The organism is Corynebacterium sp. 212_CJEI (assembly GCF_001055915.1).
Taxonomy (GTDB): Bacteria; Actinomycetota; Actinomycetes; order Mycobacteriales; family Mycobacteriaceae; genus Corynebacterium; species Corynebacterium jeikeium_D.
Map to the genome: position 1 here is coordinate 12,917 of NZ_JVPT01000022.1, position 15,913 is coordinate 28,829.

The 15,913-nt window shown below is 60.3% G+C and carries 12 protein-coding genes; 7 read left to right on the forward strand and 5 right to left on the reverse strand.

The genetic code is table 11. The features are described from left to right. Positions 1-236: 236 nt before the first annotated feature. The 4 genes from ADB02_RS01710 (at position 237) to ADB02_RS01725 (ending at position 4,172) form a co-directional block, all read left to right on the forward strand. Positions 237-1,001, forward strand: coding sequence for a phosphoadenylyl-sulfate reductase (locus ADB02_RS01710; RefSeq protein ID WP_049189476.1), 765 nt, complete (start codon positions 237-239; stop codon positions 999-1,001). A 117-nt stretch (positions 1,002-1,118) separates the two neighbouring features. After that, positions 1,119-2,045: a sulfate adenylyltransferase subunit CysD gene (cysD, locus tag ADB02_RS01715; protein ID WP_049189477.1), complete on the forward strand. Its 927-nt coding sequence runs from the start codon at positions 1,119-1,121 to the stop codon at positions 2,043-2,045. Further along, positions 2,045-3,346, forward strand: coding sequence for a sulfate adenylyltransferase subunit 1 (locus ADB02_RS01720; protein ID WP_049189478.1), 1,302 nt, complete (start codon positions 2,045-2,047; stop codon positions 3,344-3,346). The genes cysD and ADB02_RS01720 overlap by 1 nt, the downstream gene beginning before the upstream one ends. Before the next feature lie 55 nt (positions 3,347-3,401). After that, positions 3,402-4,172 carry a sirohydrochlorin chelatase gene (locus ADB02_RS01725; RefSeq protein ID WP_049169883.1) on the forward strand — a complete coding sequence of 257 codons (771 nt, stop codon included), beginning with the start codon at positions 3,402-3,404 and terminating at the stop codon, positions 4,170-4,172. Between the two features lie 33 nt (positions 4,173-4,205). Here the strand turns inward: ADB02_RS01725 and ADB02_RS01730 are convergent, their stop codons facing one another. Next, positions 4,206-5,594, reverse strand: a complete 1,389-nt coding sequence (locus ADB02_RS01730) for an FAD-dependent oxidoreductase (RefSeq protein ID WP_049169886.1) — start codon at positions 5,592-5,594, stop codon at positions 4,206-4,208. Positions 5,595-6,336: 742 nt separating this feature from the next. Between ADB02_RS01730 and pta the strand changes: the two genes are divergently transcribed. Both pta and ADB02_RS01740 read left to right on the forward strand, forming a co-directional pair. Beyond that, a complete protein-coding gene (pta, locus tag ADB02_RS01735; protein ID WP_241482374.1) occupies positions 6,337-7,662 on the forward strand; it encodes a phosphate acetyltransferase in 1,326 nt (441 codons plus the stop codon). Between the two features lie 5 nt (positions 7,663-7,667). Further along, positions 7,668-8,864 carry an acetate kinase gene (locus ADB02_RS01740; RefSeq protein WP_016421525.1) on the forward strand — a complete coding sequence of 399 codons (1,197 nt, stop codon included), beginning with the start codon at positions 7,668-7,670 and terminating at the stop codon, positions 8,862-8,864. A gap of 244 nt (positions 8,865-9,108) precedes the next feature. On the opposite strand, the gene ADB02_RS01745 is transcribed toward ADB02_RS01740, so the two are convergent. The 4 genes from ADB02_RS01745 to ADB02_RS01760 all read right to left on the reverse strand — a co-directional run bounded on the left by ADB02_RS01745 (position 9,109) and on the right by ADB02_RS01760 (position 15,270). After that, a complete protein-coding gene (locus ADB02_RS01745) occupies positions 9,109-9,960 on the reverse strand; it encodes a L,D-transpeptidase (RefSeq protein ID WP_016421524.1) in 852 nt (283 codons plus the stop codon). 113 nt (positions 9,961-10,073) lie between these two features. Then, on the reverse strand, positions 10,074-12,539 hold the full coding sequence (locus tag ADB02_RS01750; protein ID WP_049189480.1) for a serine/threonine protein kinase: 2,466 nt from the start codon (positions 12,537-12,539) through the stop codon (positions 10,074-10,076). Next, the gene (locus tag ADB02_RS01755; RefSeq protein ID WP_049189481.1) at positions 12,536-13,615 is read right to left on the reverse strand and encodes a glutamate ABC transporter substrate-binding protein; all 1,080 of its coding nucleotides are present in this window, start codon (positions 13,613-13,615) and stop codon (positions 12,536-12,538) included. Before ADB02_RS01755 ends, ADB02_RS01750 begins: the two co-directional genes overlap by 4 nt. Then, positions 13,612-15,270 carry a hypothetical protein gene (locus ADB02_RS01760; RefSeq protein ID WP_049189482.1) on the reverse strand — a complete coding sequence of 553 codons (1,659 nt, stop codon included), beginning with the start codon at positions 15,268-15,270 and terminating at the stop codon, positions 13,612-13,614. The genes ADB02_RS01755 and ADB02_RS01760 overlap by 4 nt, the downstream gene beginning before the upstream one ends. Before the next feature lie 135 nt (positions 15,271-15,405). On the opposite strand from ADB02_RS01760, the gene ADB02_RS01765 reads away from it, so the two are divergent. Beyond that, positions 15,406-15,909: an NUDIX domain-containing protein gene (locus ADB02_RS01765; protein ID WP_049189483.1), complete on the forward strand. Its 504-nt coding sequence runs from the start codon at positions 15,406-15,408 to the stop codon at positions 15,907-15,909. The last annotated feature ends 4 nt before the right edge of the window (positions 15,910-15,913 follow it).

A 15,913-nucleotide genomic window follows, 5' to 3' on the forward strand; every position in this document is an offset into this window, starting at 1 on the left:
GGGGTTCGGTCGCAGGGGCCGTCGTCAAGCGAAAAAGACGAGACGCCAGCGCGACTGGGAATCGGTGGCCGAAGCGCACACCCCAATCCGAACCGGGGTGCGGTGATGCATTGCCCTTACTGCGGCGGTGATGATCTGTGGCCCGACCTGGAAACCGATTACGCCTGGCAATGCCGCGAATGCTGCCGGGTATTCACAGTGAAACTGCACGGACATATCGATAGAAAGGTGGCGTCATGAACACGGGACTGAAAACCGCTGAGGTCATTAAGACTCAGGAGGCGCTCGCGCGTGAAGACGCGCTGGACAACCCGGAAACTGCTCGCCGTCTGATTGAGCTCGCACTGGAGTGGGGCTCCAAGCTGGAGACCGCCACTGCTGGGGAAGTATTGGAATGGGGTGCGGAGCACCTGCACACGCCACTGGCTGTGACCCTGTCGATGCAGGACACAGTGTTGGCGGAACTGGCTGCTCGGCACGCGCCGGAGGCAGATCTGATTTTCCTGGATACCGGTTACCACTTCCCGGAGACCCTCGACGTGGCAGAGCAGGTCGCACAGCGTTACGACAACCGACTGCTGTCGATTGAGCCGAAGCGCACCCGCGCCGAGCAGGACGCCGAAGAGGGCGTTGATCTGTACAAGACCGACCCGACGCGTTGCTGCGCATTGCGGAAGGTCGAGCCGCTGTCTGCCGTGAAGCGCCCCTACGAGGGCTGGGTCACAGGTCTGAAGCGCGTCGACGCGCCGACCCGCGCACACACGCCGGTACTGGAGATCGACAAGACTGGTCGCATCAAGCTCAACCCGTTGGCCACCTGGACAGATGAGGATGTTGCCCAGTACATCGAGGACAACGACCTCATTGTGCATCCGCTGACGCAACAGGGGTTCCCGTCGATTGGCTGCGCGACATGCACCGCGCGAGTGGCAGAGGGCGCGGATCCGCGCTCGGGTCGCTGGGCGGGCTCCGAGAAGACTGAGTGCGGATTGCACCTCTAGTTCGAGCGGCTAGCAGACAGCTACTTGCCGCCAGCCACTAGCCGCCCGCCGATAACCGATATCAGCTAAAACAGCGCAGTTACAACAGCCAACACAGCCCCAACAGAAAGAACCCCCATGACTAGCTCAACCACCGTTTCCGTACAAAACCGCCTCGACCCGCGGCTTGCCGAGCTGGAAGCCGAGGCCATCGACATTATTCGCCAGACCGCCGGTCAGTTCGAGCGTCCGGCACTACTTTTCTCCGGCGGAAAGGATTCCGTCGTCGTGCTCGAGCTGGCCAAGCGCGCCTTCGCACCGGCGGGTATCCCGCTGGAGCTGCTCCACGTCGACACCGGCCACAACTTCCCCGAAGTTATTGAATTCCGCGACAAGATTGCCGCTCAGCCGGGCATCAAGCTGCACGTAGCCAAGGTCCAAGACTGGATCGACAGCGGCGTGCTCACCGAGCGTGCCGACGGCACCCGCAACCCCTTGCAGACCGTGCCGCTGGTGGAGACCATTGCCAACCGCGGTTACGATGCCGTTCTCGGTGGCGCCCGCCGCGATGAGGAGAAGGCCCGCGCAAAGGAGCGCGTGTTCTCCGTCCGCGACTCCTTCGGCGGTTGGGATCCACGCCGTCAGCGCCCTGAGCTGTGGGGCCTCTACAACGGTCGCCACGCCGCCGGAGAGAACGTTCGCGTTTTCCCGATCTCGAACTGGACCGAGGCCGACGTCTGGGCCTATATCGAAGCCCGTGACATCGAACTGCCTCCCATCTACTTCGCCCACGAGCGTGAGGTGTTCAACCGCGGCGGCATGTGGTTGGCACCGGGCGAGTGGGGTGGCCCCCGCGACGGCGAGACCCTCGAGGTTCGCACTGTCCGCTACCGCACTGTCGGTGACATGAGCTGCACCGGCGCTGTCGAATCGACTGCCACCACTATTGCGGAGGTCATGGAGGAACTTCGCACATCCAAGCTCACCGAGCGCGGCGCTACCCGCGCAGATGACAAGTTGTCCGAATCCTCCATGGAAGACCGTAAGAAGGAAGGTTACTTCTGATGAGCCAGCCAAATTCCCCAGCTACCCTGATTTCCGCTGACCGCGCCACTCGCGCTCGTCGCACTCTTCGCCTGTGCACCGCTGGCTCCGTCGACGACGGTAAGTCCACCTTCGTCGGTCGCCTGCTGCACGACACGAAGAATATCCTCGCTGACCAGTACGAGGCCGTCGTCGCCTCCTCACAGGCGCGCGGTCAGGAAAACCCGGACCTGTCGCTGCTGGTCGACGGTCTGCGGGCCGAGCGTGAGCAGGGCATCACCATCGATGTCGCCTACCGCTACTTCGCCACCGACGTCCGCTCCTTCATCCTCGCCGACTGCCCAGGTCACGAGCAGTACACCCGAAACACCGTCACCGGTATGTCCACCGCCGAGGCCGTCGTTTTGCTTATCGACGCGCGCAACGGCGTCGTGACGCAGACCAAGCGTCACGCAACGGTGGCCGGTCTGCTGGGCGTTCGCCACGTGATTTTCGCAGTCAACAAGATTGACCTACTGGACTACAGCGAAGAGGCCTTCCGCGCCATTGAGTCGGATGTGGCAGCACTAGCAGAGCGCCTGGGTCTGCAGAACACCTTCGTTGTTCCAGTGTCGGCTCTGGTCGGCGACAACATTGTCGATTCTTCTGAGCACACTCCGTGGTACGAGGGGCCGACCGTGCTGGAGCTGCTGGAAAACCTCAACATCGGTGCCGACCTGGAAACCGATGCCGAGGCTGACCTGCGCCTGCCCATCGACTATGTCATTCGCGATCACGCCACTGAATACCGTGGTTACGCCGGCCGTATCGCCGCAGGTAGCGTGCGTGTGGGCGATGTTGTCTCCGTAGACGCCAACCGTCAGGCTACGGTCACGAAGATCACCGTGGCAGCTGAGGATGTCACTGAGGCCGTGGCCGGCCAGTCGGTGGCCATCAGCCTGGATGCCGAGTTCGACCTCGCCCGTGGCGACCTCATCAGTGGCACGCGCCCGGAAGACGTGCGCCGTTTCTCCGCCGTGGCCGTCCACCTTGCAGACAAGCCGTTGGCAGTCGGTCGCGTCGTAGAGGTGCGCTATGGTGCCGCACTGGTGCGTGGTCGTATCGCTTCCGTCGATGCGCTCATCGATATCGAAACCGGTGAGCCCACCGGTGTGGCTGATCAGCTTGCAGTCAACGACGTCGCGGAGATCACCGTCGAGGTCGCACAGCCGCTGCCGGTCGATGCCTACCGCGTCGGTGGCCGTGTCGGTGCATTCCTGCTCATCGAGCCGGGCACCGGTGACACCCTCACCGCAGGCCTCGTGCGTGGCGCTGCCCAGTAGAGCTGCCAGGTAGAGAAACCAGAAAGCACAGCTAGCGAGCCTGAGGAGACCATCGATGACCGCACTGATTCTGCTTGCGCACGGTTCTCGGCACTCAGAGACCAAACCGGTGCTCGAAGACGTGGTCGCGCTCGTGCGCGAGAAGATGCCGCTCACCCGTCTGGATGCGCCCTCTCAGATTCGCCTCGCCTGGCTGGACCTCGACGAGCCCTCACTGGATACCGTCTGTGCCGAGCTCGCCGCTGCCGGCGAGACTCAGGCACTGGCCGTACCGCTGCTGTTCACCGATGCGTTCCACTCGCGAGTCGACGTTCCCGAGCAGGTTCGACTCTGCGATCGGCATGGTGTTGACATCACAGTGGCTGAAGGACTCGGGCTTGGCGACGGCACGAAGCGCGCCGTCGTAAAGCGAATCATCGAAGCGGCGGAGAATGCATCTTTTTCCTGGCCGGTCGATGCGCTGGTGATGGGGGTCGGCTCCTCTGATGAGGATGCCAATGCGGCGGTGCACCAGTTTGCGGCAAACCTTGGCGGGATGCTGCCGGGACATGTGAGCGCGGCATTCGTGGTCGGTCCTGAGAAAATCAAGGGAGCCGATGCTGTGGCCGCGGCGCAGGAGCGCGCGGCCAAGCGCGGACGCGGACTCGTAGTGGTGCCGCTGTTTACCGCGCCGGGCCTATTGTGGGATCGAGTCATCGATGCAGGCGCTGCCGACGGTGCTGGTCAGGTGGCTTTTGGTGAGCCATTGGCCGAGCTGTTGGCGCCGATTGTGTGCTGCCGCTGGGACTCGCGCGCCGCGTACACGGACGTGAAGGTAGTGGCGTAGCCGACGCTTTTTATCCGTCCTAGTTACTCGCCGTTACTCGCCCTTGGAGTGGGTGACCATCTCATCCCACTCGACGTACTTCTTGCGTTCGCGACCCTCGGCCTCGCCGGCGGTGCGTTCGGCAGCATCGAGCTTGTGCCAACCTTCCCAGTCCAGGTAGTCGATACCCTTGGACTCCAGCAGCTCGTTGACAGCGGACAACTCCGGCTTCGACGGGTTGAATTTCTTGCCCTCAGCGGCATCGGCCAGCAGATTGGCTACGGCCTCATTGGCATCGCCCTTGGTATTACCAATCAGGCCGACCGGTCCGCGGCGAACCCAACCGGTGGTGTAGAGGCCAGTGATGGCCTCGGCTGCTTCATCCTCGGTGTTGTCGGATTCGATGACTCGACCACCGACGTTGGAAATGACATTCTTCACGTTGTCGAACGGGATACCCGGCAGCGCATCAGAGCGGTAGCCCACGGCGGAGTAGACAGCGCCGACCTTCCAGTCGGTGGTCTCGCCGGTCGGCCGCAGCCCGCCAGCACCGTCGTATTCCATGCGCTGAGTGCGCAAGCCTGTCACATGCTGCTGGCCGTCGGTACCCTCCTCGCTGAGGATTTCCACTGGCGACTCGAAGAAGTGAATGTAGAGCTTGTGCGGTGCGTTCTTTGGCTCACGGATGGCGTAGTTCTCCAGGATGGTGCAGACCTGGTCAGTGATCTTGGAGTTGCGACGCATAATCTCGGATGCGGAGTCGTAATCAATATCGCGCGGATCGACAACGACCTCGACGTTCGGTGAGTAGTCGAGCTCCTTGAGCTCCAGCGGAGTGAACTTTGCCTGTGCCGGGCCGCGGCGGCCGAAGACGTGGACTTCCTTGGCCTTATTTGTCTTCAGAACCTCGTAGACATTGTCCGGAATCTCTGTGACGTGCAGTTCCTCACCGGTCTTCGCCAGGATTCGAGAGACATCCAGCGCGACGTTGCCGACACCGACGACGGCCACGGACTCCGCCGAAAGGTCCCAGGTGCGCTCAAAGAGTGGATTGCCGTCGTAGAAGCCCACGAATTCGCCTGCGCCGAAGTGCTCCGGCAGGTCCGCTCCCGGCGTTGGCAGTGCGCGGTCGCCGACGGCACCGGTGGCGAAGATGACGGCGTCGTAATGCTCCTTTAATTCGTCGAGTGTGATGTCCTTGCCGAACTCAACGTTGGAAAATAGGCGCAGCTCCGGCTTTTCCATCACGCGGTGCAAGGCCATGATGATGCCCTTGATGCGTGGGTGGTCGGGGGCGACGCCGTAGCGGATTAGACCGAATGGAGCCGGCATCTTTTCAAACAGATCGACTTCCACGTCAGTACTGGATTTCATCAGTGCATCGGAAGCATAAACACCGGCCGGGCCAGAGCCAATTACGGCAACGCGGAGCGGGCGATTCATGAAGTGTGTCCTTCTTTCTCTAATGCTTTACGACGGCCACGAGGCCGCGGCGTAAGTAGCTGCCAGCGGTGACCTCGTGGGGGAAAGGAGTTATTGGTGAGCTATCGGTTTATTCGACATTCCCAATGGTAGCGCCCCCAATCGTAGCGATAACTTACGAAAAATCGAGAGGCGAGCATCACATCATCGGTGAGATGCTTTTGAAGGCATACAAAACTAAATGTGACCTTAGTCACGTCTAATGTGGGAATTTGGGCTAGTTCACTAGAAAAACCGCATAAAACCCGCGATTATGCGGGAAAATTGTTGGAATCTGCGGGGAAAAGTGTGGCTACCAGGGGTAACCAAAGAGGTTTGAGTCCGCCGTGAGATGTAAGGTGACTCACAATAAGATGAAAATAATGATTTGGGACTCAGCGGGATTAGATTCAGCAGGATTAGAAGCTCAGCATGATCTTGAGCCTCCGGCAGTCCAACGGCTCGAGCCAAGTCAACGTTTAAATAAGTCAACGATTAAGCGCAGTGCGAGAAAGGAACGTCGGTGAGCGATAAGAACGCCCAAGCGTCCACCAACAACTCCGCAGTCCTGATTACTTCAGTGGACCGCGCAGACAATCTGCAAGATGTCATTACGGCATTGTCTGAGGCACTGGGTGGGGCACGTTGCCTCCACACTGTCGGTGGGGCGCACGGCGCCACCGTGGATCAGGTTGTTGTGGATCCGGAATCCGCGCTTGACACCATCGTCAGTGCTGTTGAGGCTGACCGCGCTGCTAACGAGGGGGCGGCTGTTCTGACCGGCTCCGGCAACCTCGATTTTGACTTCCGCATTGCCACCGTCGCCGGCGCCGGTGTCATCGTTGTCGCTGGCGGCGAGGGCTGCCACACAGAGGCCGCAAAGGCTCGCGTTCGTTTGGCTCTCAGCAGTGCAGCTCAGCGTCACAGCGAGGTACTCGCAGTTGTCCTTACAGGGGAGGAGGCAGCTGAGGCTGCTAAGACTCTCGAGCTCGACGTTCCCGTTGTTGCCGTTGACGATGCTGAGGGGCTGCGCAAGGTCGTAAGCCGCGAGGTCACCGCAGTGATGACTCCACAGCGTTTCCAGTGGTGGCTATTGCAGCGCGCCAAGGCTGATAAACGCCACATTGTGCTGCCAGAGGGGGACGATGACCGCATTCTTGAAGCCGCTGATTACCTCCTGCGCGAGGACATCTGTGAGCTCACTATCCTCGGCGACCCGGATGCGATGAAGGCACGCGCCGCCGAACTGGGTTTTGACATCGACGCTGCCCATCTCTGGAACCCGCAGACCTCCGAATATGTTGAGCAGTTCGCGGAACAGTTCGCAGAGATGCGCAAGGCCAAGGGGGTCACGCTGGAGCAGGCCCGTGAGACGATGCGGGACATCTCCTACTTCGCGACGATGATGATTCACAATGGGCTTGTCGACGGCATGGTGTCCGGTGCAGCCCACACAACTGCGCACACCATTCGTCCGTCCTTGCAAATCATTAAGACCAAGCCGTCGGCTTCCACGGTGTCGTCACTGTTCCTCATGGTTATGGACAACTCGCTGTGGGGTTTTGCGGACTGTGCGGTGCTGCCGAAGCCTGCTCCGGAACAGCTGGGTGAAATCGCGGTAGTATCCGCCGAGACTGCAGCTTCCTTCGGCATCGACGCCCGCGTCGCCATGCTGAGCTACTCCACTGGAGCATCCGGCACAGGTGAGGATGTGGACCGTGTGAAGGCGGGTCTGGCCAAGGCCAAGGAGCTGGCTCCGGAGCTCGCTGTCGATGGTCCGCTGCAGTTCGATGCTGCTATTGACCCGTCTGTGGCTGCGAAGAAGATGCCGGATTCCTCCGTTGCGGGTAAGGCAACTGTTTTCGTGTTCCCGGATCTGGACGCCGGTAACATCGGTTACAAGATTGCCCAGCGCTGTGGTGGTGCATTGGCAATCGGCCCGATTCTGCAGGGCTTGAACAAGCCGGTCAACGACCTTTCCCGTGGCGCCACGGTGCCGGACATCATCAACACGGTTGCAATTACCGCTATTCAGGCTGGAGGAAACTAATTATTATGTCCCGTCACGTACTTGTTTTGAACTCCGGTTCCTCCTCTATCAAGTTTCAGCTGGTAGATCCGGAGAAGGACTCAACGCAGCCGCCGTATGTCTCCGGTCTGGTGGAGCGCATTGGTGAAGAAGACGGCATTATTAATCTGAAGTTCTCCGGACAGAAGATTGAAATCACTGAGCCGATCGCTGACCACGCCAGTGGTCTTGACCGCGCGTTCGAGCTGATGGATGAGCACGGTGTTGGTCCGGAGTCGGTGGATATTGCGGCCGTCGGTCACCGCGTCGTTCACGGTGGTCGCCTGTTCTCTGGACCGGAGCTGATTACCGACGAAATCGTCGGCATGATCCGCGACCTTATTCCGCTGGCGCCGCTGCACAACCCGGCCAATATCGTAGGCATCGAGGAGTCTCGCAAGCTGCTTTCGGACGTGCCTCACGTCGCCGTCTTCGACACTGGTTTCTTCCACACCATGCCGCCAGCTGCTGCTCTGTACCCGCTCAACGCAGAGGTCGCATCGAAGTTTGATATCCGTCGTTACGGCTTCCACGGCACCTCGCATGAGTTTGTTTCCAAGCAGGTGCCGGACCTTCTGAATAAGCCGGCAGAGGAAATCAACCAGATTACGCTGCACCTGGGTAATGGTGCGTCGTGTGCGGCTATCCGAGGTGGCCAGGCGGTGGATACCTCGATGGGGCTGACCCCGCTGGCTGGTCTGATGATGGGCACTCGTACCGGTGACATTGACCCGGGCGTCATCTTCCACCTCTACCGCAACGGCATGAGCATCGACGAGATCGACAATCTGTGCAACCGCCAGTCCGGTCTGAAGGGTGTCTCTGGTGTCAATGACTTCCGGGTTCTGCAGGAGCGCATGGATGACCACGACCCGGATGCTTGGGCTGCATACCAGATGTATGTCCACCAGCTGCGCCGCTACATTGGTTCTTACATGCTGATTCTCGGCCGCCTCGATGCCATCACCTTCACCGCAGGTGTCGGTGAGAACCATGTCGGTATTCGCCGTGATTCGATGGCTGAGCTTGAGAACTTCGGTATCAAGATTGATGACGAGCTCAACTCCCAGCCGAATGACGGCCCGCGTCTGATTTCGGCGGAGGACTCGAAGGTCAAGGTCTTCGTGGTACCGACCAATGAGGAACTGGCCATTGCTCGCTACGCAATGAGCTTCGTGGAGTAGGTTTTGAGGCAGGGGCACTGACGAGTAGGCAGGGGCTCCTGTAACCCTCCGTAATCGACGGCTGCTAGATGCCCCATCTGTTGAATCGGCAGCTGTAACTCAACAAAAATGAGCTCGCTCCCACTGCCTTCCAAACTGGAAGAACCTAGTGGGGCGAGCTCATTTTTCACCGCCGGGGCGACTGCGCCTATGCCTCAACAGGCTCAGTCACCCGGTCATCGTTTCAACGCATCAGCGCAGCTAACTACCAGATGTAGACGCCGTCGCCGACCTGCAGGGTATCGAAGTACTTCACAGCATCATCGTGGTTCAGGTGGATGCAGCCGTGGGACATCTGATTAACAGAGCCCTCGTGGAAAGCTTCGCCGTCGTTGGTGAAGTACACCGAGAACGGCATCGGACCGTTGTAAGGACGGGACCACTCATCGCGGACCTTGCGGGTAACGCTCAGGTGGCCGCGGGTGGTTTCGTAACCCGGCATACCGGAGGACATTGGCACCGGACCGTAGGTGATGTTGCCATTTTCCTGCAGCCAGGTCTTCTGGTTAGCCAGGTCAACGCATGCGCGGGCGCTCGGCGGGCACGGGTTGTTTGGCTCTGGGCGTGGTTCAGGGCGTGGCTTCTGCTCTGGCTGTGGAGCAGGGGCAGGCGCCGGCTCAGGCTGCGACGGCTCGTCCTGGCCCCCCAGCAAACCGAAAATCTCGTTGACGACGCGGGTGGCTTCGGCCTTCTGTGCAGCTGGCAACGGCAGGCTGTCGATGGCGTTCAGCAGCTGAGTTTTGACCTTGTCCGCCACCTGCTTGTTGTTTTCAGCGAACTTGAAGTTTTCATTAATCAGAGCGACGACCGAATCCGGCAGCTTCACCGAAGAGGAATCCAGTACCTCAGAGAGCTCAGGGGCAAGGTCGCCCGAATTCAGAGTCGAGATCTCCGGCAGCTTGAGGTCCCGAACACTCTGGCTAAGCGACTGCAGGTCTGGAGAAACCGGCAGGGCAACGGCAGTGCCGGCCCCAATACCAAAGGCGGTGGTGAGGGCTGCAGCGCTGATAATTACGCGCTTAGCGCTGCGGAGAGAGGATTTCGAAGAGGCAAACATAGAGGATATCTTAAACCACGAAAGGCAATTCTCTCTTTATTCACCAATTCTGGGGTGGCGCTCAGGCCCACAACAGCATGTTTGACCAGGTTCGGTAAGGAGCTGTTAGAGAGCTAACGCCAAGTCCGTGGCCGAATGAGATTTGCGATATCCACCAAGTTGTAGCGGTGTCGCGGAAACTGCGAAGAGCGTGCCAGCATCCGTAAGTCTTTTTCCAATCCTTCACGCAGGCCGGCCACGGTAAAGGGCGCATCGAAAAGACCATTGGAGCTAGCTGCATGGTCGAGGTTCGAGCTGCGCAACCAGTTCAGCGCGGACGCCATCACGGCGATGCGCAGCTGTGGCATGCGCGGTTCATTCGTCGGCAGCTCCACCAGACGACGCGCAGCACGGCGAATTCTCGATTCAGTTAACTCGGAGGGCATCCCTGAGGTGAGCATCAGAATCGTCGTCAAACGTGCCATGCGATGGTGACGGGAGTTACCGGGTACGCGGTCAAGCTGGGAGATAGCCATTTCGTGTTGGCGCTCAGAGGCCAGCTGACGAGCTAGCCCGAAGGCGGAGGATACCGTCGTCGGGTTGGCCGCCCACACGACGGCGTAGAGACGCAGGGTGTTGAAACGAATCGTCTGAGGAGACAGGGACTCGCTGGCCCAGGCGGGGGAGAAGATCTCGGGCGTATCGGCAGCGACATTATCCAGCGCGCTGCTCAAATTCGCGGCGGCGCGGGCGACAGCGGGCTCGAGGAGAGATGCGTTGGCGATGCCCAAGCGCTGTTGAATCAACTCGAGAGTCGCTGCCAGCGCCAACTTCGGGGCGGGCTCGCCGGGCAGCATCGTCAGCACGTGGTGGAACGAGGCGAGGGCATCGTTGAATTGGTCGAGAAGCAAATAAGTCACGCCCTCGTACCAGTGATAACGCCAATCGCGCTGCAAACGTTCAGAGACATCGCAGAGGCTGTCGCGGGCCTCATCAATTAATCCGAGGTCCAGTTTCGCACGCACGATGCCCAGTGGAATTTCCACCGAAGAACCATACTCGGGTTCGGACAGAGCATTGGTCAGTGCCTCGATAAGTTCGTTGGGCTCCGTAAATGACGAGGCACTCAAGATGCGCGCACCCGGATCTGTCGGGTTAATCAGTGGTACAGGCAGCGCGAAGGTCACTTCTTGCGGAGTGATTTCCACGCCGCGGGTGATGCCGTCGACAAGCTGATCGGTGCGGAACACCAGGTGCTTGGTGCCGTACGTGGAACGCTGCGGCGAGAAATTCGACACCGCCTGCGGGAATTGCACGCCGTCGCGCACCGCCAGAATCTCGCGCAATACGCCGATGAGCTGCACACTCATCTCTTCGGCAGAACCGAAGCGAGCCTCCGGGTTCTCGTGGCAAGCGCGTAGTAGGAAGCGGTAGAGCGAGTAAAAACGGCGGAATAGAGGCTCTTCGACAGGTGAGGGTAGCCCCGGGTCGTAGACGCCGTTGGTCGCCGGCAACTTCAGAATCAGGGAGGCCAGCGTGCGGCCGACTGTGTAGATATCGCTGGCAATCGTCGGTCCCGTCGTGGCAATCTCCGGCGCCTGGAAACCGGGCGTGCCGTAGATATGGCCGTAGGCGCCGATGCCGGTGACCGCGCCAACGTCGATAAGCGTGACGTGGTCTTCGCTGAGCAGCACGTTGTCCGGCTTCAAATCGTTGTAGACAACGCCGCGCGAGTGCAGGTAATCCAGCGCGGGGAGCAGCTCCAGGATGTAGCCAATCGCTAGGTCACAGGGCATGACGCCGTCTGGGTAGCTCCGTCGCTGCTTGCGTAACGACGGGCCGCCGACGTACTCCATCACAATGAAGCCGGTGGCGCTGTTGGCGTCCGTCTCATCGATGAAGTTGATGATCTTCACAATTCCCGGATGCGAGATTTCCGCGAGGAACTCGCGTTCCGCCTGGACTACGGCGAAATCCTTCTCGTTTTTCGCTGCTATCATGCCCTTGAGCACGACCCAACGATCCGAGACATTGTGGTCAATCGCCAGGTAAATCCAGCCGAGCCCGCCGTGGGCAATTGGGCCTACGATCTCGTACTGATCCGCCACGATATCGCCGGCTTTCAGGCTCGGCGCCGGCTTATTCGTCGCTCGAATCTTCTCATCACTCATTACTGCATCGCGCGGATCCTGCGTTGTGATGTACGGCAGGTGCACCATGCCGTCGGCGACAGTGCGTCCGCGGTGTGCATTCGATCGCCTCCGGCGGAAGTCCTCCAACGCTTTCCGGTGCGAGGCCATCGACGGATCTGGCGTCTGGGCGCCGGGTTGGGTCGTCGCGCTTGACGACGAGCTCCCGCGCCCCAATAATTCGGCGATATCGAACTCTTCGTCATCGTCATCATCGTCCGCAAAAGGGTCGAAGGCGACAGCGGCAGTGCCGGGCTCTTGTTCGTCGTCTTCATCGGCGAATGGGTCGAAGGCGGCGGCCTGAGTGGCAGCTGCCTCTGCCTCTGCGTGAGCATCCTCCTGGGGCTCCGGCGTGTACTGGGGATGCTGGGCTTGCTGGGCATGCTCGGAGTACTGGTTTTCGTCGCTCATCGGTTATCCACCTCGCCTTCTGGAGCAGCTTCCGGTGTGGGGGAGATTCCAAGTATGTCTTCGTCGTCGCTGTACTGTGGCGATGGCTGTGTACCGCTTGGCAGGAAGGGGCCGAACCAAGTGTCGTAGAGGGACTGCCAGGTGCCGTCGCTCGCCATACGCTCCAGGGTCGCGTTGATTTGGCGAACTAGGCCTGGGTTCCCCTTGGATACACCGGCCGCGTAGCTTTCCTCGTTCAAGCCCCGCTGGACAATGGCGGTAGCCGGATCTTGGTCGTTGATACCAGCGAGGATGGTGTCATCGGCAACGACGATTTCTGCCTGGCTGTTTTGAAGTGAAATGAGGCAGTCCGACCAGTTACCGACCAATAGCAGCGTATTGTTCGGCGAGAGCCGTCGAATCAAATCCTCGGTAGTGGATCCCCGGGAAACGCAGATGCGACCGTCCTCGACGTCCTCGGGGGAAGCATCGCCACCCGGCGAAGAGACTAGAACTCCAGCTCGTGCTGTCAAATACGGTGTGGAGAACAGCACCCTTTCGCGCCGGGCATCGGTGACCGTCATAGTGCGCAAAACGACATCGACAGTGCCGTCTTCGAGTGCGGCAGTGCGTTCGTTGCTGTCGACGAACCGAAACTCGACAGCATCGGGATTGTCAAAGATGTCCCGGGCAATCTCTTGTGCCAGGGATACTTCAAACCCCGAGAGCTCTCCGCTGCTGAAGTCGCGGAAGCTGAGCAGGTTCAATGATTGGTCAACACCAACGATGATGCGGCCGCGCTGGTAAATCTCCGGGATTCGCTCTTCCGGTGTTTGGTCATCGGGGGCGAGTGTGGACAGATCTGGGGTGTTGGCTTCTGCCGCAGGCTTCCTCGAGGAGGCTTTGTCGTAGAACGCGCCCGGTGGCAGGGGGAAGTCACCGGTGGCCTCCAGGATTGTGCGCGAGTAGGGATCGTCGGCAAGCGAATCGGTCGCGCAGGCACTGACGGTGAGCCCGGCGATGGCGAGTGCACCAAGGACGGCCCCGCGCCGCCAACCGGCGAGACTGTGGAGCGACGGGGAGAACGAAACAATCATAGGTACTCCAGAAGCCGGTGTCGGAAGCCGAAAACAACCAGAACTGCCGCGATGACGGTCAGCGTAACCGTGGCGAGGGATAGTGCCGCGATAGCGCGACGGGATTGGTCGAGGTTCTCACGGGCGGTCAGGCGGGACTCGGCGATGGAATTCTGTAGCGACTCATCGACCTGGTTGAACGCAGTCGCCGACGAGCTGGCATTATCCACATCGGTCGCGATGCGAACCGCACCGGCGTAGTCGCCTGAACTCAAGTGCTCCATCATCAGGTTGTGGCCGGACTCCCAGCTGTAGATACCGTGGATAGCGGCTCTGACATCGTCGTCCGGCGCGTTGGCGTCCACTCTTTCCAGCTCGCCGACCAGGGTGCGCACCGACTGCGAGAAGGACTCCGCATCCGCGGGCTGACGGCGCACTAAGCCGAGGGTTTCGCTGGCGCGTAGCTGCTGGGCATCAATGCGTACTTGGGTTAGGGCATGAACGTCCGGGCGCTGCTCTCCGAAGAGGGAGTTAGACTGCCACGGCTGAGTGGTGGCGATTCCCACACCGACAAGTGCGATGGCCATCAGCATGGTTGCACCAAACAGGCCGACGTTGAATAGTCGACCGGTGCGGCGAGTCAGCCACCACTGTGTGATTAGCAGCATCAAAATTGCCGCTGCCAGGCCTGACATCGGGAAAAGAGGTGGCTTCGATAGTTCGCGCTGCTCCTCATTAGTCGTGGTACTGGTGCGTTCGTAGAGCGACTTTGCAGCTGGCAGAATCTGGACCTGCATCAAGTTTGAGGCAGAGGCGAGGTACGCGACACTGACGGGGTTGCCCTGGCGCGCATTCGCGCGAGCTGTCTCGACCATGCCGGTGTAGACCGGCAACAGTCGCTGTACAGTCGCGACATCCTTCATCTCTGGATCATCGACGTTTTCAATGCCCGTAGCTGCGCGGGTAGCGGACATGGATGCTTGTGCGATGACATCGTCGAAGTTGCTGACCAAGTCCTGGCTGCTGTTGAGTGTGCCGCGGGAAAAAGCGGTGTTGGCGGACGCATCGGCAATCGTCAGCGAGGCATAGAGATTCTGCGAGGCATTGGCCATCGGCTCGCTCAGTTGCGAAATTCGGGTGAGCTGCTGCTGGCGTTGCGAGGTTGTTTGCCACATGGATAGGCCGGCTGCCAGGATAGCGACGATGAGGATGAGGGCGACTATGGTCAATCGGCCCGGTGACGTTATCAAAAATGACGCTGACCGGCGCACATACGTGGCCGACGGGCCGAGCTTGTCATAGAGGCGCTCACCGAGAAAACGTGTCAATCTCCGGTTGCGCGGGCCAATCTCCAGGGCATCCACGCGCAGGTCTGTATCGCGCGGAGAGTCTGCCAGGGCTGTTGGGGTTGCGGCCGTTGCTGGGGCATTAGCCGAGGACTCTGTAGTGTCCAGAGCAGTTGATGGTGCCGCGCTCTCGGGAGCCGGGGTGGCGGCGGGAGTATCTTTCGATTCCTTTGCCGCCTGAGCCGCAGTGTGTATGTCTAAGCTTTCGCCACCGGGAGTGGTGCGACCGCTGAAACGAGTTCGGCGTGGAGCGCGATTCTTGCGGTGGAATGGGTTTCGGCTTTTGTCGTGGGCGCGGGAATGAGGCGCACTTGAAGTGGTTTCACCCATGTGCACGTGTCCTTCCGACGTGACCGAAGTCGCCTGCGACAATCTCTCCGCTCAGAGCAACGTTAGTTCCTTGCAAATCTTAGTCGCTCGGGCTTGTGACGGAAAACACAAGGGTATCTGGCGTAGGGTGGAGACATGCTTCAGGATGGAAATGGTTGGGCGGCCGGCCCCAACGGTACGCGCTGCTGGGGACGCTTCGGAGCTGCAGGGCTGCTGATTGTGAGCCCTCAGCGCACGGTGCTTATGCAGTATCGAGCTGACTGGACATCGTTCCCCCTAACGTGGGGTGTTCCTGGTGGGGCTTGTGATTCTCATGAGACTCCTGAGGCGACCGCGCTGCGTGAAACGGCTGAGGAAACTGGGCTGCTGGAGCATCAGCTTCGCATCCTCGACACGCAGGTCACCACCGGGCCCTTCCCGGCCGATCCGGACCGCCCCGAGCTCGCCGGCGGCTGGAAGTACCACACGGTCTACGCACTAGCTGCCGAAGAGCTGGAGACGAATCCGAACGAAGAGTCTCTAGAGCTGCGCTGGATTCCGCTTGACGACGTCGACAGCCTCGATCTGCTGCCGCCTTTTGTGGAATCGTGGCCCCGGGTGCGCGCGCACCTCGAGAAACTGCTGGAGGCCCTTGACTAGGTGT

Bases quoted from the DNA above. Each gene is read 5' to 3' on its own strand.
- ADB02_RS01710 (WP_049189476.1), top strand. From the start codon at position 237: ATGAACACGGGACTGAAAACCGCTGAGGTCATTAAGACTCAGGAGGCG.
- cysD (WP_049189477.1), top strand. From the start codon at position 1,119: ATGACTAGCTCAACCACCGTTTCCGTACAAAACCGCCTCGACCCGCGG.
- ADB02_RS01720 (WP_049189478.1), top strand. From the start codon at position 2,045: ATGAGCCAGCCAAATTCCCCAGCTACCCTGATTTCCGCTGACCGCGCC.
- ADB02_RS01725 (WP_049169883.1), top strand. From the start codon at position 3,402: ATGACCGCACTGATTCTGCTTGCGCACGGTTCTCGGCACTCAGAGACC.
- ADB02_RS01730 (WP_049169886.1), bottom strand. From the start codon at position 5,594: ATGAATCGCCCGCTCCGCGTTGCCGTAATTGGCTCTGGCCCGGCCGGT.
- ADB02_RS01740 (WP_016421525.1), top strand. From the start codon at position 7,668: ATGTCCCGTCACGTACTTGTTTTGAACTCCGGTTCCTCCTCTATCAAG.
- ADB02_RS01745 (WP_016421524.1), bottom strand. From the start codon at position 9,960: ATGTTTGCCTCTTCGAAATCCTCTCTCCGCAGCGCTAAGCGCGTAATT.
- ADB02_RS01750 (WP_049189480.1), bottom strand. From the start codon at position 12,539: ATGAGCGACGAAAACCAGTACTCCGAGCATGCCCAGCAAGCCCAGCAT.
- ADB02_RS01755 (WP_049189481.1), bottom strand. From the start codon at position 13,615: ATGATTGTTTCGTTCTCCCCGTCGCTCCACAGTCTCGCCGGTTGGCGG.
- ADB02_RS01760 (WP_049189482.1), bottom strand. From the start codon at position 15,270: ATGGGTGAAACCACTTCAAGTGCGCCTCATTCCCGCGCCCACGACAAA.
- ADB02_RS01765 (WP_049189483.1), top strand. From the start codon at position 15,406: ATGCTTCAGGATGGAAATGGTTGGGCGGCCGGCCCCAACGGTACGCGC.